This window comes from Curtobacterium sp. ER1/6, assembly GCF_001742745.1.
Taxonomy (GTDB): Bacteria; Actinomycetota; Actinomycetes; order Actinomycetales; family Microbacteriaceae; genus Curtobacterium; species Curtobacterium citri.
In genome coordinates this window covers 56,327-81,753 of the sequence record NZ_MJAK01000004.1, presented here as the reverse complement: position 1 = coordinate 81,753, position 25,427 = coordinate 56,327, and the positions used below count along the sequence as shown (strand labels likewise).

Sequence of the window (25,427 nt, the reverse complement as noted above, 5' to 3'; positions counted from 1 at the left end):
CACATGGAGCACACGACGCAGTACGCCGTCCACACGGGAGACCGCTGCACCGCCATGGAGGTCGCCGGCGCGGCGCTCCGGCAGAGCGGCCACCGGGTCGAGTCGACCGGGGGCACGATCACGGCGACGACGGGGAACCGCCTGCTGACCATCCTGCTCGGGGCGATGGTGCACCCGTCACGGGAGTTCCGGCGGTACGAGCTGTCGACGACCGTCACGGGGACCTCGACCACGATCACGCTCCGCCACGCGCAGCACGCCACGGCGGTGTCCGGCGGCAGCATCGGCGCGGGACGGCGACGCACCGCGTGGCGGCAGGTCGAGACGATGCTCGAGCGGGCGCTCCGCGCCGCCGGGCTGCTGACCACTCCCACGCGCTGAGGGGCGGCGGGGGTCCGGGCGGACCGGTGCGGCGCTGTGCGGCTGCGGCGCCCCTGGCGAGTTCGGGCGTGCCTGGCGGGATCGGGCGTACCTGGTCGGAACGGACGACCAGGCATGCTCGGTTCTGCTCGGTACCGCGCCTGCGATGGGAAGGAACGGGCAGCGGGAGCGGGCCCGGCCGTGCTGTCGTCACGGGAGCGCGGGCGGTCTCCGAGCGCTCCGGTGTCCGTGGCGAGTCCGGGCATACTCGGCGGATTCGGGCGTACCTGGTCGGAACGGACGACCAGGCATGCCCGGTTCCGCTCGGTACCGCGCATGCGGTGGGAAGGAACGGGCAGCGGGAGCGCCGGGCGCAGCGGGAGGGCGGACGCGCCCGGGAACGACGAAAGCCCGGAACGACGAAAGCCCGGCGAACTGATCGCCGGGCCCGTGGTAGCGAGGACGGGACTTGAACCCGTGACCCCACGATTATGAGTCGTGTGCTCTAACCAACTGAGCTACCCCGCCAGAGATCCGGAGCGACTGCCGCTCCGGGTCGGAGCCCCGAGTCAGGATTGAACTGACGACCCCTTCCTTACCATGGAAGTGCTCTACCACTGAGCTATCGGGGCGAGTGCCGCTCGGCGGCACCACACGAGAGTAGCAGACGCGCGGCGGTGGTCAGGAACCGGACGTGACGCCCGGGCGTGCCGCCGCTCCCCCGCTAGTTCGCGTTGGCGCGGAGCCAGGTCAGCGGGTCGACCGGGACACCGTCGACGTGGATCTCCAGGTGCAGGTGCGGGCCGGTCGAGTTGCCCGTCGAGCCGACCTCGCCGAGCTCGTCACCCACGGCGACCTGCTGGCCGGTGACGACCTTGAACGTGCCGTCCTTCATGTGCCCGTAGACGCTGACGAACTGCTTGCCGTCGACGTCGTGCTGCACCCAGACGTCGTTGCCGAAGCCGCCGTCGTGCGCCTGCACCTTGATGACCGTGCCCGCGGCGACGGACCGGATGGGCGTGCCCTCGCCCGGGGCGAAGTCGACGCCCATGTGGTTCGTCGAGCAGAACGAGCAGCCCTCGACCTGCCGACCGCCGAAGCCCGACGTGATCGGGACCCCGGTGAGGAACGGCCACTGGATCGTGCCGTTCGGGTCGTTGGAGAACGAGGACGAGTCGACGTTGGCGTACTGCGTGGCCGCGGTCACGGAGTACTGGTCGCGGGCGGTCTCCGCGTCGCCGGCGCCCTGGCCGACGCTGAGCGACTGTGCGGCGCCGCCCGCGGTCGTGCGGAGCGCGGTCGTGTCCGCCGGCGGGACCCAGAGCGCCTGCGCGGGCAGGGACGTCGAGACGACGAGCCCGGCGGCGAAGAGGAGTGCGCCGACGGCCGTCACGCGCGAGGCGGTCCGCCGGAAGGACACCCCCCGGTCGACCTGCGGAGCGGCCGCGGGCGCCTTCGGCGTGGCCGGGATGTGCCGGGTGGCCCGGTCGACGTGCACGGCGGCGGCGGCCCGGGACGCACGCGGCGGTCGGTCGGCTGACGGCGCGCGTCCCGTCCCGCGACGCACCCGCTCGGGCGCCGGGGCGACGGACGTCGGCGTGTGCGTCGCATCGGTCGCCGGGACCGCGTCGAGCACCGGCGCCACGTCCGGCGAGACCGGGGCCGGCGGCGTCACGGCACCCGCCGAGGGGGCGGGGCGGACGGGCGAGGCCGGCGCGAGATCGATCGGCGAGACCGGGGCGGCAGGCGACACCGGCGCGGCGGGACCGTCGATGGACGGCTGGACCGCGGCCGCAGCAGCCCGTCGCTCCGCTTCGATGCGTGCACGTCGGGTGAGGTGCACCACCGGCTGGGGACCGGTCGTGACGTCGGGCGAGGTGAGCGTTCGGGGAGCGTGGGGCATGTGTTCGGTGGTGATCCTGATCGGGGCGCGAGGCGCTCGTTGGTAACGAGCAGGTAACGGGACTGCAGCACGCTAGCAGGGGCCGCCGCGCGCCGCCAGTCGGGTGCACGTCGGTGCAGTGCCGCACAGGGAGGGCCGCCGGCGGTCAGCCCCCGAGGACGTCGGACTCGAGCCGCCGGACCAGGGCCTCGAGCTCGTCGGCCACCGCGGGCGCCGCGAACAGGAAGGAGCGGGTGCCACCGGCCTCCCACACGCGGACGACCGCCCCGGCCTCGGCCGCCACGACCGCACCGGCCGCCATGTCCCACGGGTTGATGCCGCGCTCGTAGTAGGCGTCCACCGTCCCGGCCCCGACCGCGCAGCAGTCGAGCGAGGCCGCCCCGGCACGGCGGACGTCACGAACCTCCCCGATGAGGCCAGCGAGCACCGCGACCTGCTCGCGCCGTCGGTCGGCGGTGTAGCCGAACCCGGTCGCGACGAGCGTCTCCGCCAGCGACGCCGGCGCGGCGACCCGGAGCGGTGCGCCGTCCCGCGTCGCACCCTCGCCGCGGGCCGCCCGGAAGACGGTGCCGGTCGCGGGGGCCACGACCACCCCGGCGAGGGCCTCCCAGGTCATCGGGTCGGCACTCCCCCGCACGACGCCGATGCTGACGCCGTACTGCTCGCTGCCGTACAGGTAGTTGACCGTACCGTCGATCGGGTCGACCACCCACGTGATGCCCGTGGTCCCCGCGCCGGCCCCGGACTCCTCGCCGTGGAAGCCGTCGTCGGGTCGGGCCGCGGCGATGCGGGACCGGACGAGCGCCTCGACCTCGCGGTCGGCGGCCGTGACCACGTCGACGATGCTCGACTTCCGGTCCGCGACCTCGACGCCCTCGGCCCGGCGGCGGGCGGCGAGGGCTGCGGCCTCCCGGGCGATCGACTCGGCGAGGTCGGCGAACTGGGTGGGAGTCAGCATGTCGGACATGCGACCAGCCTGCCCGAACGACGTCGTGCTCGCCGGGATCGCAACCGGTGGGACGAGAACAGCCCCGTCCGATCCGGACGGGGCTGTTCGATCCGTTGCGGACCGTGGCAAGTGAGGGATTCGAACCCCCGAAGGCTACGCCGGCTGATTTACAGTCAGATCCCTTTGGCCGCTTGGGTAACTTGCCGTGTGCGCACCCAGCCGGTGTGATCACCAACCGAAGGCGCGGTGAAGAGCATAGCCGATCCCGGAGGGTGCTCGTGACCACAGGGCGGACGTGACGGGGCGCTCGTCCACAGCCGCCAGGAGTGACCGAACCGGGCCCGGCGTGCGCCGTTAGGCTGTCCGGCATGGCAGACAGTTCCTTCGACGTGGTCAGCAAGGTCGACAAGATGGAGGCGGAGAACGCCCTCAACCAGGCCGCCAAGGAGATCGAGCAGCGGTACGACTTCAAGGGCGCCGACGCGTCCATCGCCTTCAGCGGTGAGGACGTGCTCATCAAGGCGAACTCCGAGGAGCGTGCGAAGGCCGTCCTCGACGTGCTGCAGAGCAAGGCGATCAAGCGGAACATCTCACTCAAGAGCCTCGACGCCGGCGACCCCTACCCCTCGGGCAAGGAGTACCGCATCGAGGTGAAGTTCAAGAACGGCATCGAGCAGGACGTCGCGAAGAAGATCGGGGCGTTCCTCCGGGCGAACGCGCCGAAGACCGTCAAGAACCAGATCCAGGGCGACGAGCTGCGCGTCTCCTCGAAGAGCCGCGACGACCTGCAGAACACGATCCAGCTCCTCAAGGGTGAAGAGTTCGACGTGCCGCTGCAGTTCATCAACTTCCGCTAGCGCCCCCGTGGAGCACTGGCTCGGCGTCGCGATCACCGTTCTCCTGGTCCTGCTGGACCTGGCGATCCGTGTCTTCTCGATCATCTACGTCCCGTACAACCGGAAGCCGCAGACCGCGACGGCCTGGCTGCTCGCGATCTTCCTCATCCCGTACATCGGGTTCATCGTCTTCCTGATCATCGGGTCGACGAAGCTCCCCCGGGCACGACGCGAGAAGCAGACCGAGATCAACGCGTACATCCTCGAGCAGACCGAGGGCATCGAGCGCGTTCGTCGCGACCACCCGTGGCCGCCGTGGCTCGAGAGCATCACGAAGCTCAACCGCGGGCTCGGCGCGATGCCCCTCGTGGGCGGCAACTCGGCCGAGCTCTACCCGGACTCGTACGAGTCGGTGCAGGAGATGACCCGGGAGATCGACCGCGCGCGGCGCTTCGTGCACGTCGAGTTCTACATCGCGACGCTCGACGACACGACCCGTCCGTACTTCGAGGCACTGGCCCGCGCGCAGGCCCGCGGGGTCACGGTCCGGTTCCTCCTCGACCACTGGGCGAGCCGTGGGTACCCGGGCTTCAAGGACACCCTCGCGTTCCTCGACCGCGCGGGCATCGAGTGGCACCTCATGCTCCCGCTGCAGCCGCTCCAGGGGAAGTTCCAGCGCCCGGACCTCCGCAACCACCGGAAGATCATGGTGATCGACGGCTCGGTGGCCTTCACCGGGTCCCAGAACCTGATCGACCCGTCGTACGACCTGAAGTCCCACATCGAGCGGGGCATGGTCTACAAGGACCTGTTCGCCCGGTTCGAGGGTCCGGTCGTCGCCGGCCTCAACGCCCTGTTCGTGACCGACTGGTACAGCGAGACCGACGAGCTCCTGCTCCGCGAGAGCGATCCCGTGCAGCGCGCGGACCGCGGCGACGCCCTCGACTGCCAGGTGGTGCCGTCGGGCCCCGGCTTCGACGGCGAGAACAACCTGCGCCTCTTCAACGCCCTGCTCTACGCCGCGCAGGAGAAGGTGTCGATCACCTCGCCGTACTTCGTGCCGGACGACTCGATGCTCTACGCCATCACGACGACGGCGCAGCGCGGGGTCGAGGTCGAGCTGTTCGTCGGCGAGATGGGCGACCACGCCATGACGTGGCACGCCCAGCGGTCGTACTACGAGGAACTCATGCGCGCCGGGGTCCGGATCTGGCTGTACCGCGCACCGACGATCCTGCACGCGAAGCACTTCACGATCGACGACGACGTCTCCGTGATCGGGTCGAGCAACATGGACATGCGGTCCTTCAGCCTCAACCTCGAGGTGTCGGTGATGGTGCGCGGCCGCCGGTTCGTCGACGCCCTCCGCGAGGTCCAGGACGCCTACAAGGAGGCGTCCTTCGAGCTCACGCTCGACTCGTGGCTCGAACGACCGCGCCGGTCCCAGGTGCTCGACAACATCGCGCGCCTGACCGCCGCCCTGCAGTAGCGTCCGGCCGGGAGGCACCTGCTCTCGTCCGTCACGCGGGTCGCGTGACGACGTGCCCACGGACGACGTGCGCACGAACGGGGCGGGACGACGTGCCCGCGGAGGACACGGGTCGTCAGCGCGGCGCCGTGACGACGTCCGCGACCCAGGCGACGAGGCGCTCGAGCGGGCCCCGTCCGAGGAACGCCCGCCACGTCATCGCGAACAGGACCGACCCGATCGCGAACCAGGCCCACGCGGCACCGGAGTCCGGGTACCCGGGCAGGCAGGCGATGACGACGATGTGGCCCGCGTAGACCGTCAGCGGCATCGACCCCACCGCCGCGAGGGGGTACGCGATGCGCGCGACCGTCCGCCCGCGGCCGTCGACGAGCAGCGTGCAGAGGGCGACCACCGCGACGGCGACCCCCGCCGTCCCGACGACGTCGACGATCGACGACGAGTGGTCCCGCGGCGACAGGAACAGCTGCGCCAGCGCCGCCGACGGCGAGCTGCCGTCCGGCGCGTACGGCACGCCGGGGAAGGCCAGCCCGGTGCTCGCGGGCACCGGGGCGAGCGCGTTCCCGACGGCGTACGCGGCGGCGGCGACCATCGTGCCGGACGCGAGGAGCGCGACCTGCGCACGCCGCGCCTCCAGACCGACCCGGGCGACCGCGAGACCGACCAGCACGTACGCCAGGAAGGTGACCACGGGGTAGACGAGGCCCAACTGGACCTCCCACGTCCCGGCGCCCGCGTAGAGGGGTGCGACGGCGATCGCGGCGAGTGGTGAGACCACCGCGCAGACGACCGCGAGCAGGACGAGCCAGACCGGGCGCACCCGCAGGACCGGCAGCACGAGCAGGAAGAGCGCCCCGTACGTGGGCAGGATGACGTAGATCGGCGTCTCGAGCGCCATCAGGGCCAACCCGATCGCCACCACGACGATCGCGCGGACCGCGAGCCGCGCACGGACCAGTCCGATCGCCGGCGGCCCGGGCGGACTGGTCCGACCACTGGTGAGGCCGACCGAGACACCGGCGAGCACCGCGAACAGCGTCGACGGCCGCCCGTGGGCGACGGCGGACCACGTGCCCGGGTCCGACCAGTCGACCTCGTCGGCGATCCCGCCGATGTGCGCGGCCATCATGCCGAGCAGCGCGAGCGCGCGGGCGACGTCGACCCCCTGCAGGCGGCCGGGAGCGACGAGCACGCCCCGCGTCGCGGTGGGCGGTGCGGGGCGTGCGGTGGTCATCGTGCGGCGCTCAGCTCGTCGCCGAGCCGACCCGACGCAGCGAGACGTCGACCATCTCGTCGCGCGGCACGACCTTGATGCGCTCCCGGCCCTCGGGGGCACCGAGCGCCTGCTCGTGCTCGTCGAGGGCGTGCCAGCCGGCGAGGTCGGTGAAGTCGACACCGCGGTCCCGGAGCAGCGCGGGGACGGCCTCGGGCGAGGGGTCCGCCGGGGTCCACCAGGACGCCTGGTCGTTCACGATGTGCTGCACGGTCTCCATCGCATCGGACTTCGTGTGGCCGATCAGCCCGACCGGTCCGCGCTTGATCCAGCCCGTGGCGTACACGCCGGGGACCTGGGAGCCGTCCTCGTCGAGCACCTGTCCCCCGCGGTTCGGGATGACGCCGGTGCGTGCGTCGAACGGGACACCGGGCAGCGGCGACCCGAAGTAGCCGACGGCGCGGTAGACGGCCTGCACGGCGAGCTCGCGCACCTCGCCGGTGCCCTCGACACCGCCCTGCCCGTCCGGTCGGGTCCGCTCGTACCGGATGGCGGTGACGTGGCCGTCCTCGCCGACGAGCTCGAGCGGCTTCGCCCAGAAGTGCAGGTGGAGCCGGCGGCTCGCCCGGCCGACCTCGCGCGTGCGCCACTGCTCCAGGACCCGGTTCATCACCATGACCTGCTTGTTCGTCTGGATCGCCGTCAGCGATGCCTCGTCGTGGTCGAAGTCCTCGTCGTACACGACCATGTCGACGTCGCGGAGCTCGCCGAGTTCGCGGAGCTCGAGCGGCGTGAACTTCACCTGCGCCGGGCCGCGGCGGCCGAAGACGTGCACGTCCGTGACGGGCGACGCCTTGAGCCCCTCGTACACGTTCGCGGGGATCTCGGTGGGGAGCAGGTCGTCGGCGTGCTTCGCCAGGATGCGCGAGACGTCGAGGGCGACGTTGCCGTTGCCGATCACCGCGACGCTCGACGCCGTCAGCGGCCAGGTGCGCGGGACGTCGGGGTGGCCGTCGAACCAGCTCACGAAGTCGGCCGCCCCGTACGAGCCCTCGAGGTCGACGCCCGGGACGTCGAGCTCGGCGTCCTTGATCGCCCCCGTGGAGAACAGCACGGCGTGGTAGTGCTGCTTGAGGTCGTCGAGTGTGATGTCCTCGCCGAAGCGGACGTTGCCGAAGAGCCGGACGACCCCGCGGTCGAGCACGTCGCGCAGGGCGTTGACGATGCCCTTGATGCGCGGGTGGTCGGGTGCCACGCCGTAGCGGACCAGGCCGTACGGCGCCGGCAGCTGCTCGAAGAGGTCGATCGACACGTCGGTGCCGTGGGCCTCGCGCAGCAGGATGTCGGCGGCGTAGATCCCGGCGGGACCGGCGCCGACGATGGCGAGTCGGAGGGTTGGCACGGATGGCTCCAGTTCGTTCGGGCGGGATGCTCCCGGTGGGTCAGCGGCTGCGTTCGACGACGGACTCGGCGAACCGGGTCAGCGCCCGCTTCACGGTGCCGCCGGGCAGCGGTTCCAGTGCCGCGACGGCCTCCTCCGCCCAGCGCACGGCGACGGCCCGGGTGGCCGTGGTCGCCTCGTGCTCGCGCAGGGCGGCGACGGCGGACTGGTACGGCGACGAGTCGACGGCGTCGTCGGGCGCGTCCTTCACGTCGTGCTCGATGCGGGCGACCAGCGCCGCGGCACCGTCGTCGCGCGTGGCGAGACGTCGGAGCTGCAGCAGCGGCAGCGTGTCCACGCCGGCGCGCAGGTCGTTGCCGGCGATCTTGCCGGTCCGGGCCCCGGCCGGAGCGAGGTCGATGACGTCGTCGACGAGCTGGAAGGCCACGCCGACCTTCTCGCCGAACGTCCCGACCGCGTCGAGCCAGGCCCGGTCGGCACCCGAGAACATCACGCCGGCGCGGGCCGCGGTCGCGATGAGCGACCCGGTCTTGTCGCTGAGCACCTGGATGTAGTGCTCGACCGGGTCGTCGTCGGGCTGCGGGCCGGTGGTCTCGTGCAGCTGCCCCATGCAGAGGCGCTGGAAGGTCTCCGCCTGCATGCGGATGCCCTCGGTGCCGAGGTCGGCCGTGATGAGGCTGGCCCGGGCGAAGAGGAGGTCCCCCGTGAGGATGGCCACGTTGTTGCCGTAGGTCACGTGCGCGGCGGGGACGCCGCGGCGCACGGGTGCCTCGTCCATGACGTCGTCGTGGTACAGCGAGGCCAGGTGCGTGGTCTCGATGCTCACGGCGGCCTTGACCACCGCGTCGGTCACGCCCTCGCCGAGCTGCGCGATGAGCAGCGTGAGGGTCGGACGGATCCGCTTGCCACCGGCAGAGAGCAGGTAGCGGCTCGTGGTGTCGGCCAGCGTGTCGGTCGACCGCATCGCCTCCTCGAGGCCCCGCTCGACGAGCTCGAGCCCGTCGTCGACCGCGGCGATGAAGCGTCGCTCGGACGGCGTGGCGAACAGTCGCTCGCCGATGCCCAGCGAGGCGCGGAGGCTCGGTGCGCGGCGTGCGACCGGGACGCTCGGGTTCAAGTGCTGCTCCGTGTTCGGGGTCGAGGACCGGTCAGGCGTCGGTCGGGTCGACGCTCGGCTGCTCACCGGTGTGCTGGTGCTCACGGCGTGCCCGGGCCCGTCGGGCGACGGACTCGCGGACGGTGCCCTCGACCGGCTTGCGCCCGCGGTGCAAGGCCACGATCCCGGCCGTCAGGTTGCGGTGCGCGACCATCGTGAAGCCGACGCCGCGCAGCCACTGGCTGAGGACGTGCTGGTCGGGCCACGCCTCGATGGACTCGGCGAGGTAGCGGTAGGCGGCCGGGTTGCTGCTCGACAGCCGCGCGATGCCGGGGAGCACGCGCTTGAGGTACGTGCCGTAGCCGAAGCGCAGGAGCGTCATCGGCGGCGTGGAGAACTCGCAGATCACGACGCGGCCACCGGGCTTGAGCACCCGGAGCATCTCGGTGATCGCCTGCATCGGGTCGTTGACGTTCCGCAGCCCGAAGGAGATGGTGACGGCGTCGAACGTGTCGTCGTCGAAGGGCAGCTGCTCGGCGTCGCCCTCGACGAAGGTGATCTCGGGGTGCCGCTCGCGTCCGACGGCGATCATGCCGGCCGACAGGTCGAGCGCGGTGACCTCCGCACCCTTCTTCGCCAGGGCCGCGGCGCTCGTGCCCGTCCCGGCGGCGATGTCGAGGACACGCTCCCCCGGCTGCGGGTCGACCGCACGGACCGTCGCGACGCGCCACAGCGGGGCGTTGCCCGCCGAGAGGATGTCGTTCGTGAGGTCGTACTTCGCGGCGACGTCGTCGAACATTGCCGCCACCTCGTCCGGCCGCTTGCTCAGGTCCGCTCTGCTCACCGCACCATCCTAGAGGTCCCGGCCCGACGGTGGCCGGACGCCCGGCCGGGGTCCGGCCACCGGCCGCGCGCGTACGATCGGTCCGTGACCCGAACCACCACGGCGGCCCCCTCGCTCACGGTCTCGACCCGGATCCTCGACGACCCGGGTGACGTCCTCCGCCACACCCTGCGGGACACCCCGTTGGCGTTCGTCCGGGGCGGCGACGGCATCGTCGGGATCGGCGAGGCACTCCGCTTCACGTTCTCGGGTCCGGACCGCATGCGCCGGGCGTCCGCCGTCTGGCGCGACCTCGTCGGCAGCGCCCGCGTGGACGACCCGGTGCAGCTGCGCGGGACCGGACTCGTCGCGTTCGGGTCGTTCTCGTTCGCCGACGACTCCGCCGAGGAGAGCGTGCTCGTCGTCCCGCGGGTCGTCATCGGCAAGCGGCGCGGGAAGGCGTGGCTCACCGCGGTCGACACGACCCCGGACCCCGAGCCCCTGGCGTTCTCCCGCACCTCGGCCCCGGTGCCGAGCGTCGGCGGCCACGTGTCGGTCGCCCTCCGACCGGGCAGCATCGACGAGGACGCCTACGCCGCCGCGGTCGCCGACGCCGTCCGCCGGATCGCCGCCGGCGAGGCCGACAAGGTGGTCCTCGCCCGCGACCTCGTGGGCACGCTGCCGCCCGGTGCCGACCGGCGCGCGGTCCTGCTGGACCTGGCGGCGGCCTACCCGCAGTGCGTGACGTTCGCCGTCGACGGGCTGGTCGGGGCGACGCCGGAGACCCTCGCCCGCACCGACGGCACCGAGCTGTCCGCGCGGGTGCTCGCCGGGAGCGCGGCCCGCGGGACCGACCCGGCGTCGGACCGTGCGGCCGCCGAGGCGCTGGCCTCGAGCGCGAAGGACGTCGAGGAGCACGGCTTCGCGATCGCGAGCCTGCTGCAGGCGCTCCGGCCCATCGCGACCGACCTGCGCGCCGACCCGGAACCCTTCCGCCTGCAGCTGCCGAACCTCTGGCACCTCGCCACCGACGTGCGCGCGACCCTGCCGGTCGGGACGACGTCGCTCGACGTCGCGGACGCGCTCCACCCGACGGCAGCCGTGGCGGGCACCCCGACCGACGTCGCGGTGCGGCTCGTCGCCGAGCTCGAGGGCGTCGACCGCGGCCGCTACGCGGGACCGGTCGGCTGGCTCGGGGCGAACGGCGACGGCGAGTGGATGCTCGCGCTCCGCAGCGCCCGGATCGACGCCGACGGGACGGTCCGGGCATGGGCCGGTGCGGGGATCGTCGCCGGTTCGGACCCGGCGCGCGAGGTCGCCGAGACCGCCCTGAAGTTCCGTCCGGTGCGCGACGCCCTGGCCTGACGCGCCGCACCGGCCTGACCCGACGCAGCCGACGCCGGCCGCCCGTCAGTCGGTCAGCGGCACCTCGACCACGAGCCGCTGCGCCGGGTCGGTGAGCACGGCCTCCAGGTCGCCCCAGGTGGCCGCGCGCCGGTACTCCCAACCGAGCCCGGTGACGACCCGCTCGACGTCGACGTGCTGCGGCGTGGTCATCATGCGGCGCATGTCCTCGTCCGGCGTGGTGCGTGCGACCTCGAGCCCGCGGAAGATCGCGCCGCCGGCGTCGTTGCCGACGACGACCTGCACGCGGTGGGTCCGCTCCTCGGTCCCGGTGACGAACGCGCCGAGGTCGTGCAGGAACGTCAGGTCACCGACGAGCACCCGCGTGGTGCCGACCGAGTCCGCCGTCCGCTCCAGGGCCGCGGCGATGCCGAGCGCCGTCGACACGGTGCCGTCGATGCCCGCCAGGCCGCGGTTGGCGTGCACGCGGAGCTTCTTGCCCGCGACGTGCGCGTCCGCGACGCGGATGAGCTGCGACGCCCCGAGCACGAGCCGGTCGTGCGGCCACGTCACCCCCCACACGGCCTCGACCAGCATCGTGCGGTCGACGGGCCGGCGACGCAGTGCGACCTCGTCGCGCAGAAAGCGGTTCCGCTCCGCGCGGTCGCCCGAGCGCTTCGCGTCGAGGTCGGGACCGGCGTCGCCGTCGCCGAGCATCGCCCGGCTCGTCGTCACCCACCGTCCGACCCACGCGCGGTGTGCCGCGGTGGTCCGGCCGGTCACGCGGACGTCGGACACGAACGTGGTCGCCGCGTCCGGACGGGAGGCGCGTGCCGGGTCGTACGGGTCGGCTCCCGCCCCGCGGACCACGATCGTCTCGACGTCGGGTCGCTGCAGGAGCGCGGGGACCTCCCGGCTGAGGGTGGGGTGGCCGAGCACGACGGCGCGACGGACCGCACCGCCGAGCTCCGCGTCGCGGAGCAGGTCGCGGTAGGCCACGACCAGGTTCCGGCCGAAGCGCGCACCGCTCGACACCTCCGCCAGCAGCGGCGCACCGAGCTCCCACGCGATGCGCTCGGCGTCCGGCCCGGCGTCGTGCCCGGCGATCACGACGGTCGCGGGCTCGTCGTCCGGCGTCAGCTCGGCGACCGGGAGTCCGGCGTGCACCCGGCGCTGCGCGTGCTCGAGGTCGACCTCGTCGTCCGGCACGCCGGTGACGTCCTCGGCGCGGAGGCCGGCGGAGAGCGGCTCGCGGAAGGCGACGTCGAGCTGCACGGGCCCGGGCTGGCCGGTGTGCCCCGCGGCGACCGCGACGGCCTCGCGCGCCAGCGAGCGCACCGCGTCGACGTCGACGCTGCCGGCCGTGGGCGCCTGGACGTCGCGCACGAAGGAGACGGCCGGTCCGAAGAGTCCGGGCTGCACGGTCGTCTGGTTGCTGCCGATGCCCCGGAGCTCGGTCGGCCGGTCGGCGCTCAGCACGATCATCGGCACGCCGGAGTGGTGCGCCTCGAGCACGGCCGGGTGCAGGTTCGCCACCGCGGTGCCGGAGGTGGTGACGACGGCGGCGGGCCGACCGGACTCGACGGCGAGCCCGAGCGCGAAGAACCCCGCGGTCCGTTCGTCGAGCCGGACGTGCACGGTCACGCCGCCCGCGCGCTCGAGCGCGACCGCGGCCAGAGCGAGCGCCTGCGAGCGGGAGCCCGGACTGACGACGACATCGGTGACGCCCGCGCGCGCGAGTTCCTGCAGCAGCGCCAGGGCGAAGTCGGTCGCCGGGCTGCCCGATCCGGCGGACCCGTCAGCGATCGGCGGTGCTGCCGTCGTCGCGTTCGTCCCGCTCGCGGAGTCGGTCTTCGAGGTCTCGGAGGGTTGCGTCGTCCTGGTCCGTTCCGGTGCGGGGTGACCCGGGGGCACGGGGGCCACCGAGGAAGTCGGGGTCGTCTTCGGGACCACGGTACCGGGGCGTCGGTCCGGGCGTCGCCGGGGCACGGCCGAGCACGAACCAGAGCAGTCCGCCGAGCACCGGCAGGACGATCACGAGCAGGACCCACCAGCCGCGGCGCAGGGACCGGATGCGCTCCCGGGGCATGGTCGCGCAGTCGATGGCCGCGTACACCGTGAACGCCACGGCGGCGACGGCGACGACCAACCAGAGACGGACCATCCCAGGAGCCTACGGACCGCGCCTGGGACGTACCTGCCGGTCAGCCGTTCCCCCGCCGCTGGTTCCGTAGACTCGTCGGGTGAAAGCGTGGCTCGTCTACACCCTTGCCCGACTCGGCATCTTCGCCGCGGCGCTGGCCGTCCTGCTCGTCATCGGCCTGCGGTGGTACTGGGCGGCGATCGGTGCGGCCCTGATCGGTCTGCTCGTGTCCTACATCGCCCTGCCGGGGCTGCGCGGCCGGGTGACGTCGAGCATCGCGTCGCGCCGCGCCCGACCGGAGCACGACGCGGACTCCGACTTCGAGGACGACTTCGTCGACGCCGCGGACTCGGACGCCGCCGACACCGCCGACTCCGCCGCGCCGGCCACGCGTCCGGTCTCCGACGCAGAGCGCCACCGGGCCCGTCCCGAGCGCGACGAGGACTGACCCGGCCCGCGACGGCAGGACCGGGCGGCTACGGCAGGAGCACGAGCGTCAGGCCGAGCACGACACCGAACGCCAGCGACGCGAACGACGACAGCTGCAGCGCGGTGACGAGCTCGCGGGGCTTCCGCGTGGAGACGCCGATGACGAGCGCCGGCAGCGCCAGCAGCAGTGAGAAGTAGGCGAACCCGGTGCGGAAGTAGAGCAGGACGAACCAGAGCAGCACCACGTACGGCAGCATGAGGAAGAGGCCGTAGAGCACCCGGGCGACCGGGCGTCCGACCACGACGGCGAGCGTCCGCTTGCCGGCCAGTCGGTCCTCGTCGATGTCGCGGATGTTGTTCACCATGAGCACGGCGCAGGCGAAGAAGCCGGCCGCGACCGCCGCTGCCCAGCCGCTCGTGGTGACCTCGCGGATCTGCACGTACTGCGTCCCGAGCACCGCGACCAGGCCGAAGAAGACGAAGACGAAGACCTCGCCGAGCGCGTTGTACCCGTACGGCTTCTTCCCGCCGGTGTAGAACCACGCGGCGACGATCGCGGCCGCGCCGACGACCAGCAGCCACCAGAGTCCGGTGAGCGCGACGATGACCAGGCCGGCGACCGCCGCGAGCCCGAAGAACGTCAGCGCGACGGTGAGCACCGTGCGGGGCTTCGCGAGCCCGGCTCCGGTCAGCCGTGCCGGTCCGACGCGGAACTCGTCGGTCCCCCGGACACCGTCGGAGTAGTCGTTGCTGTAGTTCACACCGATCTGCAGGAAGAGTGCGACACCGAGGGCGAGGAGCGCGACCGCCAGGCGGTGGTCGTGCCCGAGGTAGGACCCGAAGTCGCCCGGCTCGCCGGAGTCGACGAACGCGACACCGGTGCCGAGCACGACCGGGACGACCCCGAGCGTCAGGGTGCGGAGCCGGGCACCGCCGATCCAGTCGCGGGCGGTCGCCCGCTGCTTGCCGCGCTGCGGTCGGGCGGCCTTCGCGGGGTTGCCGCTGCGGCCCTTGGTCCGGTTCGTGTTCTTCGTACGTGCCACGGCCGACCATCGTATCCGCGCTCGCTACGCCGGCGGTGCACCGTCGGGGTCGGCGAGCACGCGGACGGCCCGTCGGTCGGGCTTCCCCGTGCCGAGCATCGGCACCGCGTCGACGACGAGGACGTCCGCCGGTCGGGCAGCCCGCCCGAGGAGGTCCCCGACGTGCGCGCGGACGGTGTCGAGGTCGAGCGGGTGCTCCGTGACGACGACCGGCACCTCGCCCCACTCCCCCGACGTCCGACGCGTCACGACCGCGGCGTCCTGCCCGGGGAGCTCGCGGACCCGGCGTTCCACCGCGCCGAGCGGCACCTTCTCGCCGCCCGACACGATGACGTCGTCGAGTCGGCCGAGCACCCGGAGCCGGCCGTCGTCGTCGAGCGCCGCGGCGTCGCCGGTCCGGTACCAGCGGAGCCCGTCCCGCTCGGTGAACGTGCTCGCGGTGCGGTCCGGGTCGTCGAGGTACCCCTCGGCGAGCATCGGCCCGGCGAGCTCGAGCGCCCCGTCGACGAGTCCGGCGCGGACGGTGCCGAAGGGGGTGCCGTCGTAGACGCAGCCGCCGCTCGTCTCGCTCGCCCCGTAGGTGGTGACCACCCGGATGCCCGCCTCGAGCGCGCGCCGGCGGAGCGGTGCCGGGGTCGCCTGACCGCCGACGAGGACGGCGTCGAAGCGGGTCGCCGCGGCCCGGGCCCGTGGGTCGTCGAGCACGCGGGCGAGCTGCACCGGGACGAGCGAGGTGTAGCGCCGCGGAGCCTCGGGACCGACGTCGAGCCGGTCGACCGCGTCGGCGAACGCGGCGGCCTCGAAGTGACCGGGTGACACCACGACGGGCGAGGTGCCCGAGGCGATCGACCGCGTCAGGACGTTGAGGCCCGCGATGTAGTGCGTCGGCAGCGCGAGCACCCAGCGCCCCGGGCCGCCGAGTGCGGCGTCGGCCGAGGCGGCGCCGGCGAGGAGCGCGTCGGCGGACAGCGCCACACGCTTGCCGGTGCCGGTCGACCCGCTCGTCTCGACGACCAGGGCGACCCGCTGTGCGACGTGGGACGGTGGCGGTGTCGGCAGCGCCGGTGCGTCCACCGCGACCGGCAGCAGTGCGGGGCCCCCGGCGAGGGCGGCCTCCAGTCCGCGCAGCACGGCCGTCGGGTCCGACGCGCCCAGCGCGACCAGCGGACGGGTCACCGCAGTTCCCCGGCCCTCAGTAGTGCCACGGGAAGGCGGTCCAGTCGGGCTCGCGCTTCTGGAGGAAGGAGTCGCGCCCCTCGACCGCCTCGTCCGTGCCGTAGGCGAGCCGCGTCGCCTCGCCCGCGAAGACCTGCTGACCGACCATGCCGTCGTCGACCGCGTTGAAGGCGTACTTCAGCATCCGGATCGCCGTCGGCGACTTGCCGAGGATCGTCTCACCCCAGCGGAGCGCCTCGCGCTCGAGGTCGGCGTGCGGCACGACCTTGTTCACCGCACCCATCTCGTACGCCCGCTGCGCGGAGTACTCCTCCGCCAGGAAGAAGACCTCGCGCGCGAACTTCTGCCCGATCTGCCGGGCGTAGTACGCGCTGCCGTAGCCGCCGTCGAAGGACCCGACGTCGGCGTCGGTCTGCTTGAAGCGCCCGTGCTCGGCGCTCGCGATGGTCAGGTCGCAGATCGCGTGCAGGGAGTGCCCGCCGCCGGCGGCCCAGCCGGGCACGACCGCGACGACGACCTTCGGCATCATCCGGATGAGGCGCTGGACCTCGAGGATGTGCAGGCGGCCCATCGAGGCCTGCGCCGCGGCCGGGTCGACCCCCTCGGGCGGAGCGCCCTCGTCGCCGACGTACTGGTAGCCGCTCCGGCCGCGGATGCGCTGGTCGCCGCCGGAGCAGAACGCCCAGCCGCCGTCCTTCGGGCTCGGACCGTTGCCGGTGAGCAGGACGACGCCGACGCGCGGGTCCTGCCGGGCGTCGTCGAGGGCGCGGTACAGCTCGTCGACCGTGCGGGGACGGAAGGCGTTGCGGACCTCCGGGCGGTCGAACGCGACCCGGACGATGCCCTGCGAGACGTGCTTGTGGTAGGTGATGTCGGTGAACTGCGCCGCGACCGGGGCCTCGGTCCAGACGTCGGGGTCGAAGAGGTCGGAGACGGGAGCAGCCATGCCTCCACCGTACCGCCGGCGGATCACGTGCCACCGGTGCACCGGGCTACATGCCGGTGAGTGCCTCCGGCGCGACGACGACGAGCAGCACGATGAGGATCACCGGGTTCGCGAAGAACGCCAGCACCACCCCGACCGCGCCGTACCACCGGCCGAAGGAGCCGACCGCGGCGATGAAGCCGAGCACCGCGGCGATGAGCGTGAGGAACACGACCACGAAGCAGATGCCGAACGCGAAGGTGGTGTCGCCGCCCATGAACACCGCGAAGGCGCTGGCGTCGACCGCGGCGGACACCACCGCGAGACCGAGCGCGATCTTGCCGATGACCGGGTTGCGGCGCCGACGGCTCTGCGCGAGGGTCCGGGTGTCCACCGAGCCCCGCTGCAGCATCCGCTCGAAGTCGCCGTTCGCAGCGGTCGTGCCCGAGGTCCCTCGCGCGCGGGGCGACGCCGCAGCCCCCTCGGCCCGCTGCGGAGCGCGTTGGGCCGGACCACGCGGAGCGGCGGCACGCTGCGGCGCTGCTGCTCGCTGGGTCGCGGTGCGCTGCGCGGCGGCACGCTGTGCTGCGGCGCGCTGGGCGGCTGCTCGCTGGGCAGCCGCTCGCTGCTGGGCGGTCGCGGGGTCGTCCGACGCCGGGCGGGCGGCTCGCTGGCCACGCTGCTGCGGATCCGACGCCACCGGCCCTCCCTCTCCTCGGTCGCCACACGTCCGTGCCACGACCTCCCGCGGCACCGCCGACGCTGGGCCGACCGGTGCATGCTAGTGCCCGGCCCTGGCGGTCGGCTCCGAGGTGTCGGCGCGAGCGCTGGGTGCCGTCGCGGTGGCACCGACCCCCACCGCGCGGGTGATGATGGGGTGTGCTCCCCGACCTCCCCGACCTCGACGACCTGACCGCCGACGCCCACGTCGTGGCCCTGCCGATGCGCGTGCGGTTCCGTGGCATCACCGTCCGCGAGGCCCTCGTCCTGCGCGGCCCCGCCGGCTGGACGGAGTTCTCGCCGTTCGTCGAGTACGACGACGCCGAGGCCGCCGCCTGGCTCCGCGCCACGGTCGACTTCGGGTGGACCGACCACGAGCCGGCCGCCGACTCGGTGCCCGTCAACGCCACCGTGCCCGCGGTCGCCCCCGACGAGGTCGCCGGGCTCCTCGCCCGCTACCCCGGCTGCACGACCGCGAAGGTCAAGGTCGCCGAACCCGGCACGACCGTCGACGACGACGTCGCCCGGGTGGCCGAGGTCCGCCGGGTGATGGGTGCCGACGCACACGTCCGGGTCGACGCGAACGGACTCTGGAGCGTCGACGAGGCCACCCGGGCCCTCGAGCGACTCGCGCCCCACGGCCTGCAGTACGCCGAGCAGCCCTGTCGGACCGTGCCGGAGCTCGCGGCCCTGCGCTCGCGCACCGCCGGGCTCGGCGTGCCGATCGCCGCGGACGAGAGCGTGCGGAAGGCCGCCGACCCCCTCGCCGTCGCGCGCGCGGGAGCCGCCGACGTGCTCGTCGTGAAGGCGCAACCGCTCGGTGGCGTGATCGCGGCGCAGGCCGTGGTCGCGGACGCGGGCCTGCCGTGCGTGGTGTCCAGCGCGCTGGACACGTCGGTCGGACTCGGCATCGGGGCGTTCCTCGCGGCGGCCGCGATGACCCCCGGCTACGCGGCCGGGCTCGGGACGGCGGCGATGTTCGCGTCCGACGTCGCCGCGTCGCCGCTGCTGCCCGTCGCCGGGCGGGTGCCGGTCCGGCGTGTCGAGGTCTCGCGGGACCTGCTGGAGCGGAACGCGGCGTCGCCGGAGCGGACGGCGTGGTGGCTGACGCGGCTCGCGCGCGTGCACGCGCTGCTCGCCGCGGCCTGACGACGGACGGGAGGCGCGGTGCCAGCTGGCACCGCGCCTCCCGTCCGTCGTGTCGTGCCGTGCTCAGCGACTCACAGGCCCGAGTAGCTGTGCAGGCCCTTGAAGAAGACGTTGACGACGGAGAAGTTGAACATCACCGCGGCGAAGCCGATGAGTGCCAGCCACGACGAGCGGGCGCCGCGCCAGCCGCGCGTCGCGCGAGCGTGGATGTACCCGGCGTAGACGACCCAGATGATGAAGGTCCAGACCTCCTTGGTGTCCCAGCCCCAGTAGCGGCCCCACGCACGCTCGGCCCAGACGGCGCCGGCGATGAGCGTGAAGGTCCACAGCACGAAGCCGACCAGGACGACACGGTAGGTCAGGACCTCGAGCCGGTCGGCGTCCGGCAGCGTCTCCATGAAGCGGAGCTGCTTGGACACCGGGCGGCCCTGTCGGTAGGTCTGGACGAGCTGCGCCACCGCGAGCCCGGCGCCGAGCGCGAAGAAGCCGGTGCCGGCGATCGCCACGAAGACGTGGATGACGAGCCAGTAGGACTGGAGCGCGGGCTGCAGCGGGACGACCGGGACCCAGTAGTTCACGGTCGCGATGCCGAGCAGGATGATCGTCAGGCCCGTGATGAAGACACCGAGGAACTTCAGGTTCTGCCAGAGCTGCACCAGCAAGAAGATCAGCGTGATGAGCGCCGTGCCGGTCAGCGAGAACTCGAACATGTTGCCCCACGGCACACGGTCCGCGGCGATGCCCCGCAGCACGGTGGCCGCGACGTGCAGGACCAGCGCGAGGATCGTCATCGCCATGCCGACCCGCTCGAACTTCGTGCCGCCACCGCCGGACCGACCGGAGGTGGTGCCGACCTTCTCGAGCACGACGGTCCCGCCCTGGACGGTCGCCACGGTCCGCTCCTCCGGCGCTGCGGCACCGGCACCGGCAGCCGCCGTCACCTGACCCGCACGCTTGGCCATGTCGAGCGCGAACGAGATGAACGCGATGACGTAGACCGCCATGGCCGAGTACGTCAGCACGACCGAGTAGGTCGCCAGGTTCGTCGTCATGTCGTTCACGCAGGAATCCTAACTCCGAGGTCCGACAGGTGCCGGCGGGCGATGTCGTCGACGGCGCGCTCGAGGTTGGGGTCCTCGCCTCGCGCCAGGCCGGCGTACTCCAGGTCGTACTCGCCGTGCTCCGCACCGCGGCGCGGGACGGCCTTCACCCACACGCGGCGGCGCGGGACGAACAGCGACACGAGCAGGCCGAGGGTGGAGAGCAGCGCGAAGCCCGCGACGTACGCCTGCGACGGGTCGTGGTGCACGTCGAGCGAGACGTAGCGCTTCACCCCGTCGAACGTGATCGAGCCGGTGCCGTCGGGCAGGGTCTTCGTCTGACCGGGCTTGAGCTCGATGCTCGCCGTCGACGACTGCCGTCCGGCGATCTGCTCGAGGCCGCTGGTGTCGAGCGAGTACACGCTCTGCGGGACCCCGCTGTCGAGCCCGAGGTCGCCGCGGTACACCTGCAGCGTCAGGAGCGGGTTCTGCGCGTCCGGGTAGGCGCTCGCGAACGCCCCGGTCGAGAGCTTCGACGCCGTCGGGTAGAAGAAGCCGACCATGCCGAGCTGCGACGGCTTCGCGTCGGGCACCTTGAGCACACCCGTCGACGTGTAGTTCGCGTCCTCCGGCAGGAAGGGCACGACGTCCTGGAACGCGACGTTCCCCTGCCCGTCGCGGACGGTGACCTGCATGGCGTAGCCGTTGCCGAGCAGGTAGACGTTCGTGCCGCCCACGGCGAGCGGGTCGTTCACCCCGATGCGGCTGGTCTCCGCGGCCTGCCCCTTCTCCTGGCTCGTGACGGTCGCCGAGTAGTCGAGCGCCTGGCCGAGTGCGTCGAGGTTCTTCTCCTCGTACGTGGTCGTGAACTTGTCGAGCGTCAGGTTGTAGCCCTGCAGGTCCGTCTGCCGGAACCACCGACCCGGGTTGAACGAGTCGTACGATCCGAGGACGTTCGAGAACGTCTGCCCCTCGACGAGCAGTCGCTGCCCGGTGTAGCTGAAGCCACCGCCGAGACCCACCGCGACGAGCACGCCGACCAGCGCCGCGTGGAAGACGAGGTTGCCGGTCTCACGCAGGTAGCCGCGCTCCGCGCTCACCGAGTCGCCGAACCGCTCGACGCGGTAGCCGGAGCGCTTCAGGAGCGCCATGGCACGCGTCACGGCGTGGTCGACGGACGGGAGGCTCGTGGCCGCGTCCGTCGCACCGCTCGCGCGGGTGGCGGGTGCGGTCAGCGCGTCGGCGTCCACCGGCACGGACCGGTAGCCCGCCAGGCGGCCGAGTCGCACCGGGGTCCGCGGCGGGCGCGTCCGGAGCGCCTGCCAGTGGTGCTTCGTCCGCGGGACGATGCATCCGATGAGCGAGACGAAGAGCAGCAGGTAGATCGCCGAGAACCACACCGAGGTGTAGGTGTCGAAGACCTGGAGCGCGTCGAGCACCGGGAAGAGCTGCGGGTGGTCCGACTTGTACTGGACCACTCCGTTCGGGTCTGCCGTGCGCTGCGGGACGAGCGAGCCCGGGATGGCCGCGAGGGCGAGCAGCATGAGCAGGAACAGCGCCGTGCGCATGCTCGTCAGTTGCCGCCAGGCGAAGCGCAGCGACCCGACGAAGCCGAGCTTCGGCTGGGTCACGCCCCCGTCGTCGCCGGAGACCGCCGGGGCTGCGCTGTCGACGTGGTCGGACGGCCGCATCGGGTCGCCGCCGGAGGTCGTGTCGTCGACGGGCGCCGGACCGGCGTCCGTGCCGGCGGGCGTGGTGTCGTGCTCAGACCGCGGGGACAAAGCTCTGGATCACCGCCCCCACGCTCGACATGACGGCCGACCAGATGCCGGTGACCATGAGCAGACCGATGACGATCAGGATCGCTCCTCCGATGATGTTGACGGTGCGCATGTGGCGCTTCACGGCGCGGATCGCACCGGTCGCCCAGCCCGCGCCGAGGGCGACGAGGACGAACGGGATCCCGAGGCCGAGGCAGTAGGCGACGCCGAGCCACATCCCCTGCCACGCACTGCCCGACTGGACGCTGAGCAGGTTGATCGCGGCGAGGGTCGGGCCGAGGCACGGGGTCCAGCCGAGCCCGAACACGATGCCGAGCAGCGGGGCGCCGACGAGCCCGGTCGCGGGCGTCCACGACGGCTTGATCGTGCGCTGCAGGAACGTGAACCGACCGACGAACACGAGGCCCATCGCGATCACGACGATGCCGAGCACCTGCGTGATGAGGTCACGCCAGCGGACCAGCCAGAACCCGAGCGCGCCGAACACCGTGGTGTACGCCACGAACACGGCGGTGAAGCCGAGCACGAACAGGAGCACCCCGAGCACGACCCGACCGCGACGCTGCCCGCCCTCGGCGATGCCGCCGACGTACCCGAGGTAGCCGGGCACCAGGGGCAGCACGCACGGGGACAGGAACGAGACGAGCCCGGCGAGTGCGGCGACGGGGAGCGCCACCAGCATCTGGCCGCTCAGGATCGCGTCGGCGAAGGGGTTGCCGGGCACGGGTCAGGACGCCTTGCCGGAGAGCTCGTCGGTGACCAGGGTGTCGAGGATGCTCTTCCCGTCGATCGCACCGAGGACGCGTGCGGCGACCCGGCCCTGCTTGTCGAGGACGATCGTCGCCGGCACCGCGTTCGGGGCGATCTGGCCGGACAGCGCCAGCTGCACCGTGCCGTCACGGGCGTCGAGCACGGTCGGGTAGTCGACGCCGAAGGTCCGCTCGAACGCCGCCGCCGTCCCTTCCTCGTCGCGGACGTTGACGCCGACGAAGGCCACGTCGTCGTCCGCGTGCTCGTCGCGCACCTGGTTCAGGTACTTCGCCTCGGCACGGCACGGCGGGCAGCCGGCGTACCAGAAGTTGAGGACGACGACCTTGCCGCGCAGGGCCTTCGCCGAGACGGTGTCGCCGTTCGTGTCCTTCGTCGTGAAGTCCACCGGGTCCGCCCGCTCGTCCACCGCGACCTCGGTCACCGCGCCGGTGCCGGAGATGTAGTTCTGGGTCGTGCCGCTGCCGTACTGCCGCGACAGGTCGTCGTTCGACGACGAGCACCCGGCGAGCGCCAGGGCTGCGATCACCGCCGTCGCCGCGAGGGTGGCGAACCGGGTCCGGGTGGGCATCAGACTGCTCCTTCGTCGACGGCGGACACGCGCAGGGACTGCGCCGGGTCCGCGTACCCGACCTCGGTGAAGCGACCGGTCGAGGTGGCGGGCACACGCTCGAGGGTCGTGATGCTGGAGAGGTCGCACCGTCGCTTGCGCGGGTCGTGCCAGAGCGGCTCCCCCGCGAGCTTGCGGTGCACGGTCCAGATGGGCAGCTGGTGGCTGACGAGGACGACGTCGCCGCCGTCCGTGCTCTCCCACGCCGACGTGACCGCGGCGAGCATCCGGGACGCGATGGACTCGTACGCCTCGCCCCAGCTCGGGCGGAACGGGTTCGCGATCCACGGCCACTCGGTCGGGCGGCCCATCGAGCGCTTGGTGAAGCCGGGCCGCTGCCCCTCGTAGCGGTTGGTCGGCTCGATGAGTCGTTCGTCGAGCGTGACGTCGAGCCCGTACGCGGCGGCCCACGGTGCGGCGGACTCCTGCGTGCGCTGGAGCGGCGAGGCGACGATCCGGCGGACGTCGACCCCGGCGTCGTGCCACGCGGTCGCCGACGCGGCGGCCATCCGGGTGCCGAGCTCGCTCAGGCCGAAGCCGGGCAGTCGGCCGTAGAGCACTCGCCCCGGGTTGTGGACCTCGCCGTGCCGGACGAGGTGGATCCGTGTCGCGGGCATGGGTTCCAGTCTAGGTCGCTCCACCGTCACCACCCGCCCCACAGCGGATTCACCGGATGTGCGACCGTACAGCCCATCGGCCGGGTCAGCCGAGCCGGCCGGAGAGCCTGCCGTGCAGCGCGACCGAGCCGGTGTTGAGGTTCACCACCTCGACGGTCGAGCCGTGCCGCGCGTAGCGCTGCTCGATGCCGTCGAGTGCCGCGACCGTGCTCGCGTCGAAGACGTGCGCGTCCGACAGGTCCACGATCACGCGCTCCGGGTCCTCGGCGTACGAGAACCGCGTGACGAGGTCGTTCGAGGACGCGAAGAACAACGCTCCGCGGACCCGGTAGCGGACGGTGTGCTCGTGCACAGGCTCGCGGACGACCGACACGACGTGCGCCGCCCGCCGGGCGAAGACGAGCGCGGCGACGACGACCCCGACCAGGACCCCGGTCGCGAGGTTGTCGGTCGCGACGACCACCACGACCGTGATCACCATCACCGCGGTCTCGCCGAGCGGCATGCGCCCGAGGGTGCGCGGACGGACGCTGTGCCAGTCGAAGGTCGCGACGCACACCATGAGCATCACCGCGGTCAGCGCGGCCATCGGGATCTGGGCGACCAGGTCGTGGAGCACGATCGTCAGCACCAGCACCGAGGCACCCGCCGCGAAGGTCGACACCCGTGTCCGCGCCCCCGCGGTCTTCACGTTGATGACGGTCTGCCCGATCATCGCGCATCCGCCGGTCCCGCCGAAGAAGGCCGAGGCGATGTTCGCGATCCCCTGGCCCCACGACTCGCGCCACGCGCTCGACCGGGTCTCGGTGAGCGAGTCCACGAGCTGCGCGGTGAGGAGCGTCTCGATGAGCCCGACGATCGCGACGCCGAACGCGTACGGTGCGACGATCTGCAGGGTCTCGAGGGACAGGGGCACGGTGATGCCGCCGAAGCCGGGCAGCGCGGTGGGCAGGGACCCCTCGTCGCCGACGGTCGGGACCGCGACCCCGAAGACGATCGTGATCGTGGTGACCACGACGACCGCGATCAGCGGTGCGGGGACGGCCTTGGTCAGGAACGGGAAGCCGATGATGACGCCCACGCCGAGCGCGGTGAGCGGCCACACCACGAACGGGACGTCGGGTCCGAGCAGGTTCGGCAGCTGCGCGGTGAAGATGAGGATGGCCAGGGCGTTCACGAAGGCGACGTTGACGCTGCGCGGGATGAACCGCATGAGCCGGGCCACGCCGAGGAACCCGAGCACGAGCTGGAACACGCCGCCGAGCACCACGGCGGGGACGAGGTAGGCGACGCCGTGGTCGCGGACGAGCGGCGCGATGACGAGCGCGACGGAGCCCGCGGCCGCGGAGATCATCGCCGGGCGGCCGCCCACGATCGAGATCACGACCGCGATCACCACGCTGGAGAACAGCCCGACGGCCGGATCGACCCCGGCCACGACCGAGAACGAGATCGCTTCGGGGATGAGGGCGAGCGCGGTGACGACACCGGCGAGGACCTCGCGCGTGAGCAGGCGGGGTGACCGGAGTGCACTGAGGACGCTGGGCGCCGCAGGAGCGTGGGGTGCGATGGACATCGTCCGTAACCCTACCTTGACGTGAGGGTAGGGTT

Annotated in this window: 24 protein-coding genes and 3 tRNA genes; 6 read left to right on the top strand and 21 right to left on the bottom strand. The window is 72.7% G+C overall.

Annotated elements, in window-relative coordinates:
- Nucleotides 1–3 precede the first annotated feature (3 nt).
- The gene (locus tag Cus16_RS08055; RefSeq protein ID WP_069712132.1) at nucleotides 4–381 is read left to right on the top strand and encodes a hypothetical protein; all 378 of its coding nucleotides are present in this window, start codon (nucleotides 4–6) and stop codon (nucleotides 379–381) included.
- Nucleotides 382–811: 430 nt separating this feature from the next.
- On the opposite strand, the gene Cus16_RS08050 is transcribed toward Cus16_RS08055, so the two are convergent.
- From Cus16_RS08050 to Cus16_RS08030, 5 genes are all read right to left on the bottom strand, one after another.
- Nucleotides 812–888: transfer RNA gene (locus Cus16_RS08050), tRNA-Met, on the bottom strand.
- Between the two features lie 32 nt (nucleotides 889–920).
- Nucleotides 921–992, bottom strand: a tRNA-Thr gene (locus Cus16_RS08045).
- 92 nt (nucleotides 993–1,084) lie between these two features.
- On the bottom strand, nucleotides 1,085–2,263 hold the full coding sequence (locus Cus16_RS17015; protein ID WP_069712131.1) for a M23 family metallopeptidase: 1,179 nt from the start codon (nucleotides 2,261–2,263) through the stop codon (nucleotides 1,085–1,087).
- Nucleotides 2,264–2,408: 145 nt separating this feature from the next.
- Nucleotides 2,409–3,221, bottom strand: a complete 813-nt coding sequence (locus Cus16_RS08035) for an inositol monophosphatase family protein (protein ID WP_069712327.1) — start codon at nucleotides 3,219–3,221, stop codon at nucleotides 2,409–2,411.
- Nucleotides 3,222–3,335: 114 nt separating this feature from the next.
- Nucleotides 3,336–3,417: transfer RNA gene (locus Cus16_RS08030), tRNA-Tyr, on the bottom strand.
- Nucleotides 3,418–3,580: 163 nt separating this feature from the next.
- On the opposite strand from Cus16_RS08030, the gene Cus16_RS08025 reads away from it, so the two are divergent.
- Together Cus16_RS08025 and cls are read left to right on the top strand one after the other, a co-directional pair.
- Nucleotides 3,581–4,069: a YajQ family cyclic di-GMP-binding protein gene (locus Cus16_RS08025; protein ID WP_069712130.1), complete on the top strand. Its 489-nt coding sequence runs from the start codon at nucleotides 3,581–3,583 to the stop codon at nucleotides 4,067–4,069.
- A gap of 7 nt (nucleotides 4,070–4,076) precedes the next feature.
- Nucleotides 4,077–5,537 (top strand): cardiolipin synthase, encoded by a 1,461-nt coding sequence (gene cls, locus Cus16_RS08020; protein ID WP_069712129.1) that lies wholly within the window; start codon nucleotides 4,077–4,079, stop codon nucleotides 5,535–5,537.
- A gap of 115 nt (nucleotides 5,538–5,652) precedes the next feature.
- On the opposite strand, the gene Cus16_RS08015 is transcribed toward cls, so the two are convergent.
- From Cus16_RS08015 to Cus16_RS08000, 4 genes are read right to left on the bottom strand one after another with little or no spacing between them, the layout of a single operon-like run.
- Nucleotides 5,653–6,771: a heparan-alpha-glucosaminide N-acetyltransferase domain-containing protein gene (locus tag Cus16_RS08015; protein WP_069712128.1), complete on the bottom strand. Its 1,119-nt coding sequence runs from the start codon at nucleotides 6,769–6,771 to the stop codon at nucleotides 5,653–5,655.
- 10 nt (nucleotides 6,772–6,781) lie between these two features.
- The gene (locus tag Cus16_RS08010; protein WP_069712127.1) at nucleotides 6,782–8,152 is read right to left on the bottom strand and encodes an FAD-dependent oxidoreductase; all 1,371 of its coding nucleotides are present in this window, start codon (nucleotides 8,150–8,152) and stop codon (nucleotides 6,782–6,784) included.
- A gap of 40 nt (nucleotides 8,153–8,192) precedes the next feature.
- Nucleotides 8,193–9,269, bottom strand: a complete 1,077-nt coding sequence (locus Cus16_RS08005) for a polyprenyl synthetase family protein (RefSeq protein ID WP_069712326.1) — start codon at nucleotides 9,267–9,269, stop codon at nucleotides 8,193–8,195.
- Nucleotides 9,270–9,300: 31 nt separating this feature from the next.
- Complete coding sequence (locus tag Cus16_RS08000) at nucleotides 9,301–10,092, bottom strand: demethylmenaquinone methyltransferase (RefSeq protein ID WP_069712126.1); 792 nt, start codon at nucleotides 10,090–10,092, stop codon at nucleotides 9,301–9,303.
- A gap of 84 nt (nucleotides 10,093–10,176) precedes the next feature.
- On the opposite strand from Cus16_RS08000, the gene Cus16_RS07995 reads away from it, so the two are divergent.
- On the top strand, nucleotides 10,177–11,436 hold the full coding sequence (locus Cus16_RS07995) for an isochorismate synthase MenF (protein ID WP_069712125.1): 1,260 nt from the start codon (nucleotides 10,177–10,179) through the stop codon (nucleotides 11,434–11,436).
- Nucleotides 11,437–11,481: 45 nt separating this feature from the next.
- On the opposite strand, the gene menD is transcribed toward Cus16_RS07995, so the two are convergent.
- Together menD and Cus16_RS07985 are read right to left on the bottom strand one after the other, a co-directional pair.
- Entirely contained in the window at nucleotides 11,482–13,221 is a 1,740-nt protein-coding gene (gene menD / locus Cus16_RS07990) for a 2-succinyl-5-enolpyruvyl-6-hydroxy-3-cyclohexene-1-carboxylic-acid synthase (RefSeq protein ID WP_069712325.1), read from the bottom strand.
- Nucleotides 13,214–13,579, bottom strand: coding sequence for a PLDc N-terminal domain-containing protein (locus Cus16_RS07985; protein WP_069712124.1), 366 nt, complete (start codon nucleotides 13,577–13,579; stop codon nucleotides 13,214–13,216). The genes menD and Cus16_RS07985 overlap by 8 nt, the downstream gene beginning before the upstream one ends.
- Nucleotides 13,580–13,658: 79 nt before the next feature.
- Here Cus16_RS07985 and Cus16_RS07980 point away from each other — a divergent pair, with 79 nt between their 5' ends.
- Nucleotides 13,659–14,006, top strand: a complete 348-nt coding sequence (locus Cus16_RS07980; protein WP_069712123.1) for a DUF4229 domain-containing protein — start codon at nucleotides 13,659–13,661, stop codon at nucleotides 14,004–14,006.
- A gap of 28 nt (nucleotides 14,007–14,034) precedes the next feature.
- On the opposite strand, the gene Cus16_RS07975 is transcribed toward Cus16_RS07980, so the two are convergent.
- Genes Cus16_RS07975 through Cus16_RS07960 form a run of 4 tightly spaced genes read right to left on the bottom strand, consistent with a single transcriptional unit; the run spans nucleotide 14,035 to nucleotide 17,831 of the window.
- A complete protein-coding gene (locus tag Cus16_RS07975) occupies nucleotides 14,035–15,030 on the bottom strand; it encodes a 1,4-dihydroxy-2-naphthoate polyprenyltransferase (protein WP_223246562.1) in 996 nt (331 codons plus the stop codon).
- Nucleotides 15,031–15,054: 24 nt separating this feature from the next.
- Complete coding sequence (locus Cus16_RS07970; protein ID WP_069712121.1) at nucleotides 15,055–16,206, bottom strand: AMP-binding protein; 1,152 nt, start codon at nucleotides 16,204–16,206, stop codon at nucleotides 15,055–15,057.
- A gap of 16 nt (nucleotides 16,207–16,222) precedes the next feature.
- On the bottom strand, nucleotides 16,223–17,152 hold the full coding sequence (locus Cus16_RS07965; RefSeq protein WP_069712120.1) for a 1,4-dihydroxy-2-naphthoyl-CoA synthase: 930 nt from the start codon (nucleotides 17,150–17,152) through the stop codon (nucleotides 16,223–16,225).
- 46 nt (nucleotides 17,153–17,198) lie between these two features.
- On the bottom strand, nucleotides 17,199–17,831 hold the full coding sequence (locus Cus16_RS07960; protein WP_069712119.1) for a hypothetical protein: 633 nt from the start codon (nucleotides 17,829–17,831) through the stop codon (nucleotides 17,199–17,201).
- A 179-nt stretch (nucleotides 17,832–18,010) separates the two neighbouring features.
- Between Cus16_RS07960 and Cus16_RS07955 the strand changes: the two genes are divergently transcribed.
- The gene (locus Cus16_RS07955) at nucleotides 18,011–19,000 is read left to right on the top strand and encodes an o-succinylbenzoate synthase (RefSeq protein ID WP_083263814.1); all 990 of its coding nucleotides are present in this window, start codon (nucleotides 18,011–18,013) and stop codon (nucleotides 18,998–19,000) included.
- Nucleotides 19,001–19,071: 71 nt separating this feature from the next.
- Here Cus16_RS07955 and ccsB read toward each other — a convergent pair whose 3' ends face one another.
- The 6 genes from ccsB to Cus16_RS07925 all read right to left on the bottom strand — a co-directional run bounded on the left by ccsB (nucleotide 19,072) and on the right by Cus16_RS07925 (nucleotide 25,392).
- Nucleotides 19,072–20,052 (bottom strand): c-type cytochrome biogenesis protein CcsB, encoded by a 981-nt coding sequence (ccsB, locus tag Cus16_RS07950; protein WP_069712323.1) that lies wholly within the window; start codon nucleotides 20,050–20,052, stop codon nucleotides 19,072–19,074.
- A gap of 5 nt (nucleotides 20,053–20,057) precedes the next feature.
- A complete protein-coding gene (locus tag Cus16_RS07945) occupies nucleotides 20,058–21,731 on the bottom strand; it encodes a cytochrome c biogenesis protein ResB (RefSeq protein WP_069712322.1) in 1,674 nt (557 codons plus the stop codon).
- 73 nt (nucleotides 21,732–21,804) lie between these two features.
- Complete coding sequence (locus Cus16_RS07940; protein ID WP_069712321.1) at nucleotides 21,805–22,503, bottom strand: cytochrome c biogenesis CcdA family protein; 699 nt, start codon at nucleotides 22,501–22,503, stop codon at nucleotides 21,805–21,807.
- A gap of 45 nt (nucleotides 22,504–22,548) precedes the next feature.
- The gene (locus Cus16_RS07935; protein ID WP_069712118.1) at nucleotides 22,549–23,160 is read right to left on the bottom strand and encodes a TlpA family protein disulfide reductase; all 612 of its coding nucleotides are present in this window, start codon (nucleotides 23,158–23,160) and stop codon (nucleotides 22,549–22,551) included.
- Complete coding sequence (locus Cus16_RS07930) at nucleotides 23,160–23,816, bottom strand: histidine phosphatase family protein (protein WP_069712117.1); 657 nt, start codon at nucleotides 23,814–23,816, stop codon at nucleotides 23,160–23,162. The genes Cus16_RS07935 and Cus16_RS07930 overlap by 1 nt, the downstream gene beginning before the upstream one ends.
- Before the next feature lie 85 nt (nucleotides 23,817–23,901).
- A complete protein-coding gene (locus tag Cus16_RS07925) occupies nucleotides 23,902–25,392 on the bottom strand; it encodes a SulP family inorganic anion transporter (RefSeq protein WP_069712116.1) in 1,491 nt (496 codons plus the stop codon).
- Nucleotides 25,393–25,427: the final 35 nt, after the last annotated feature.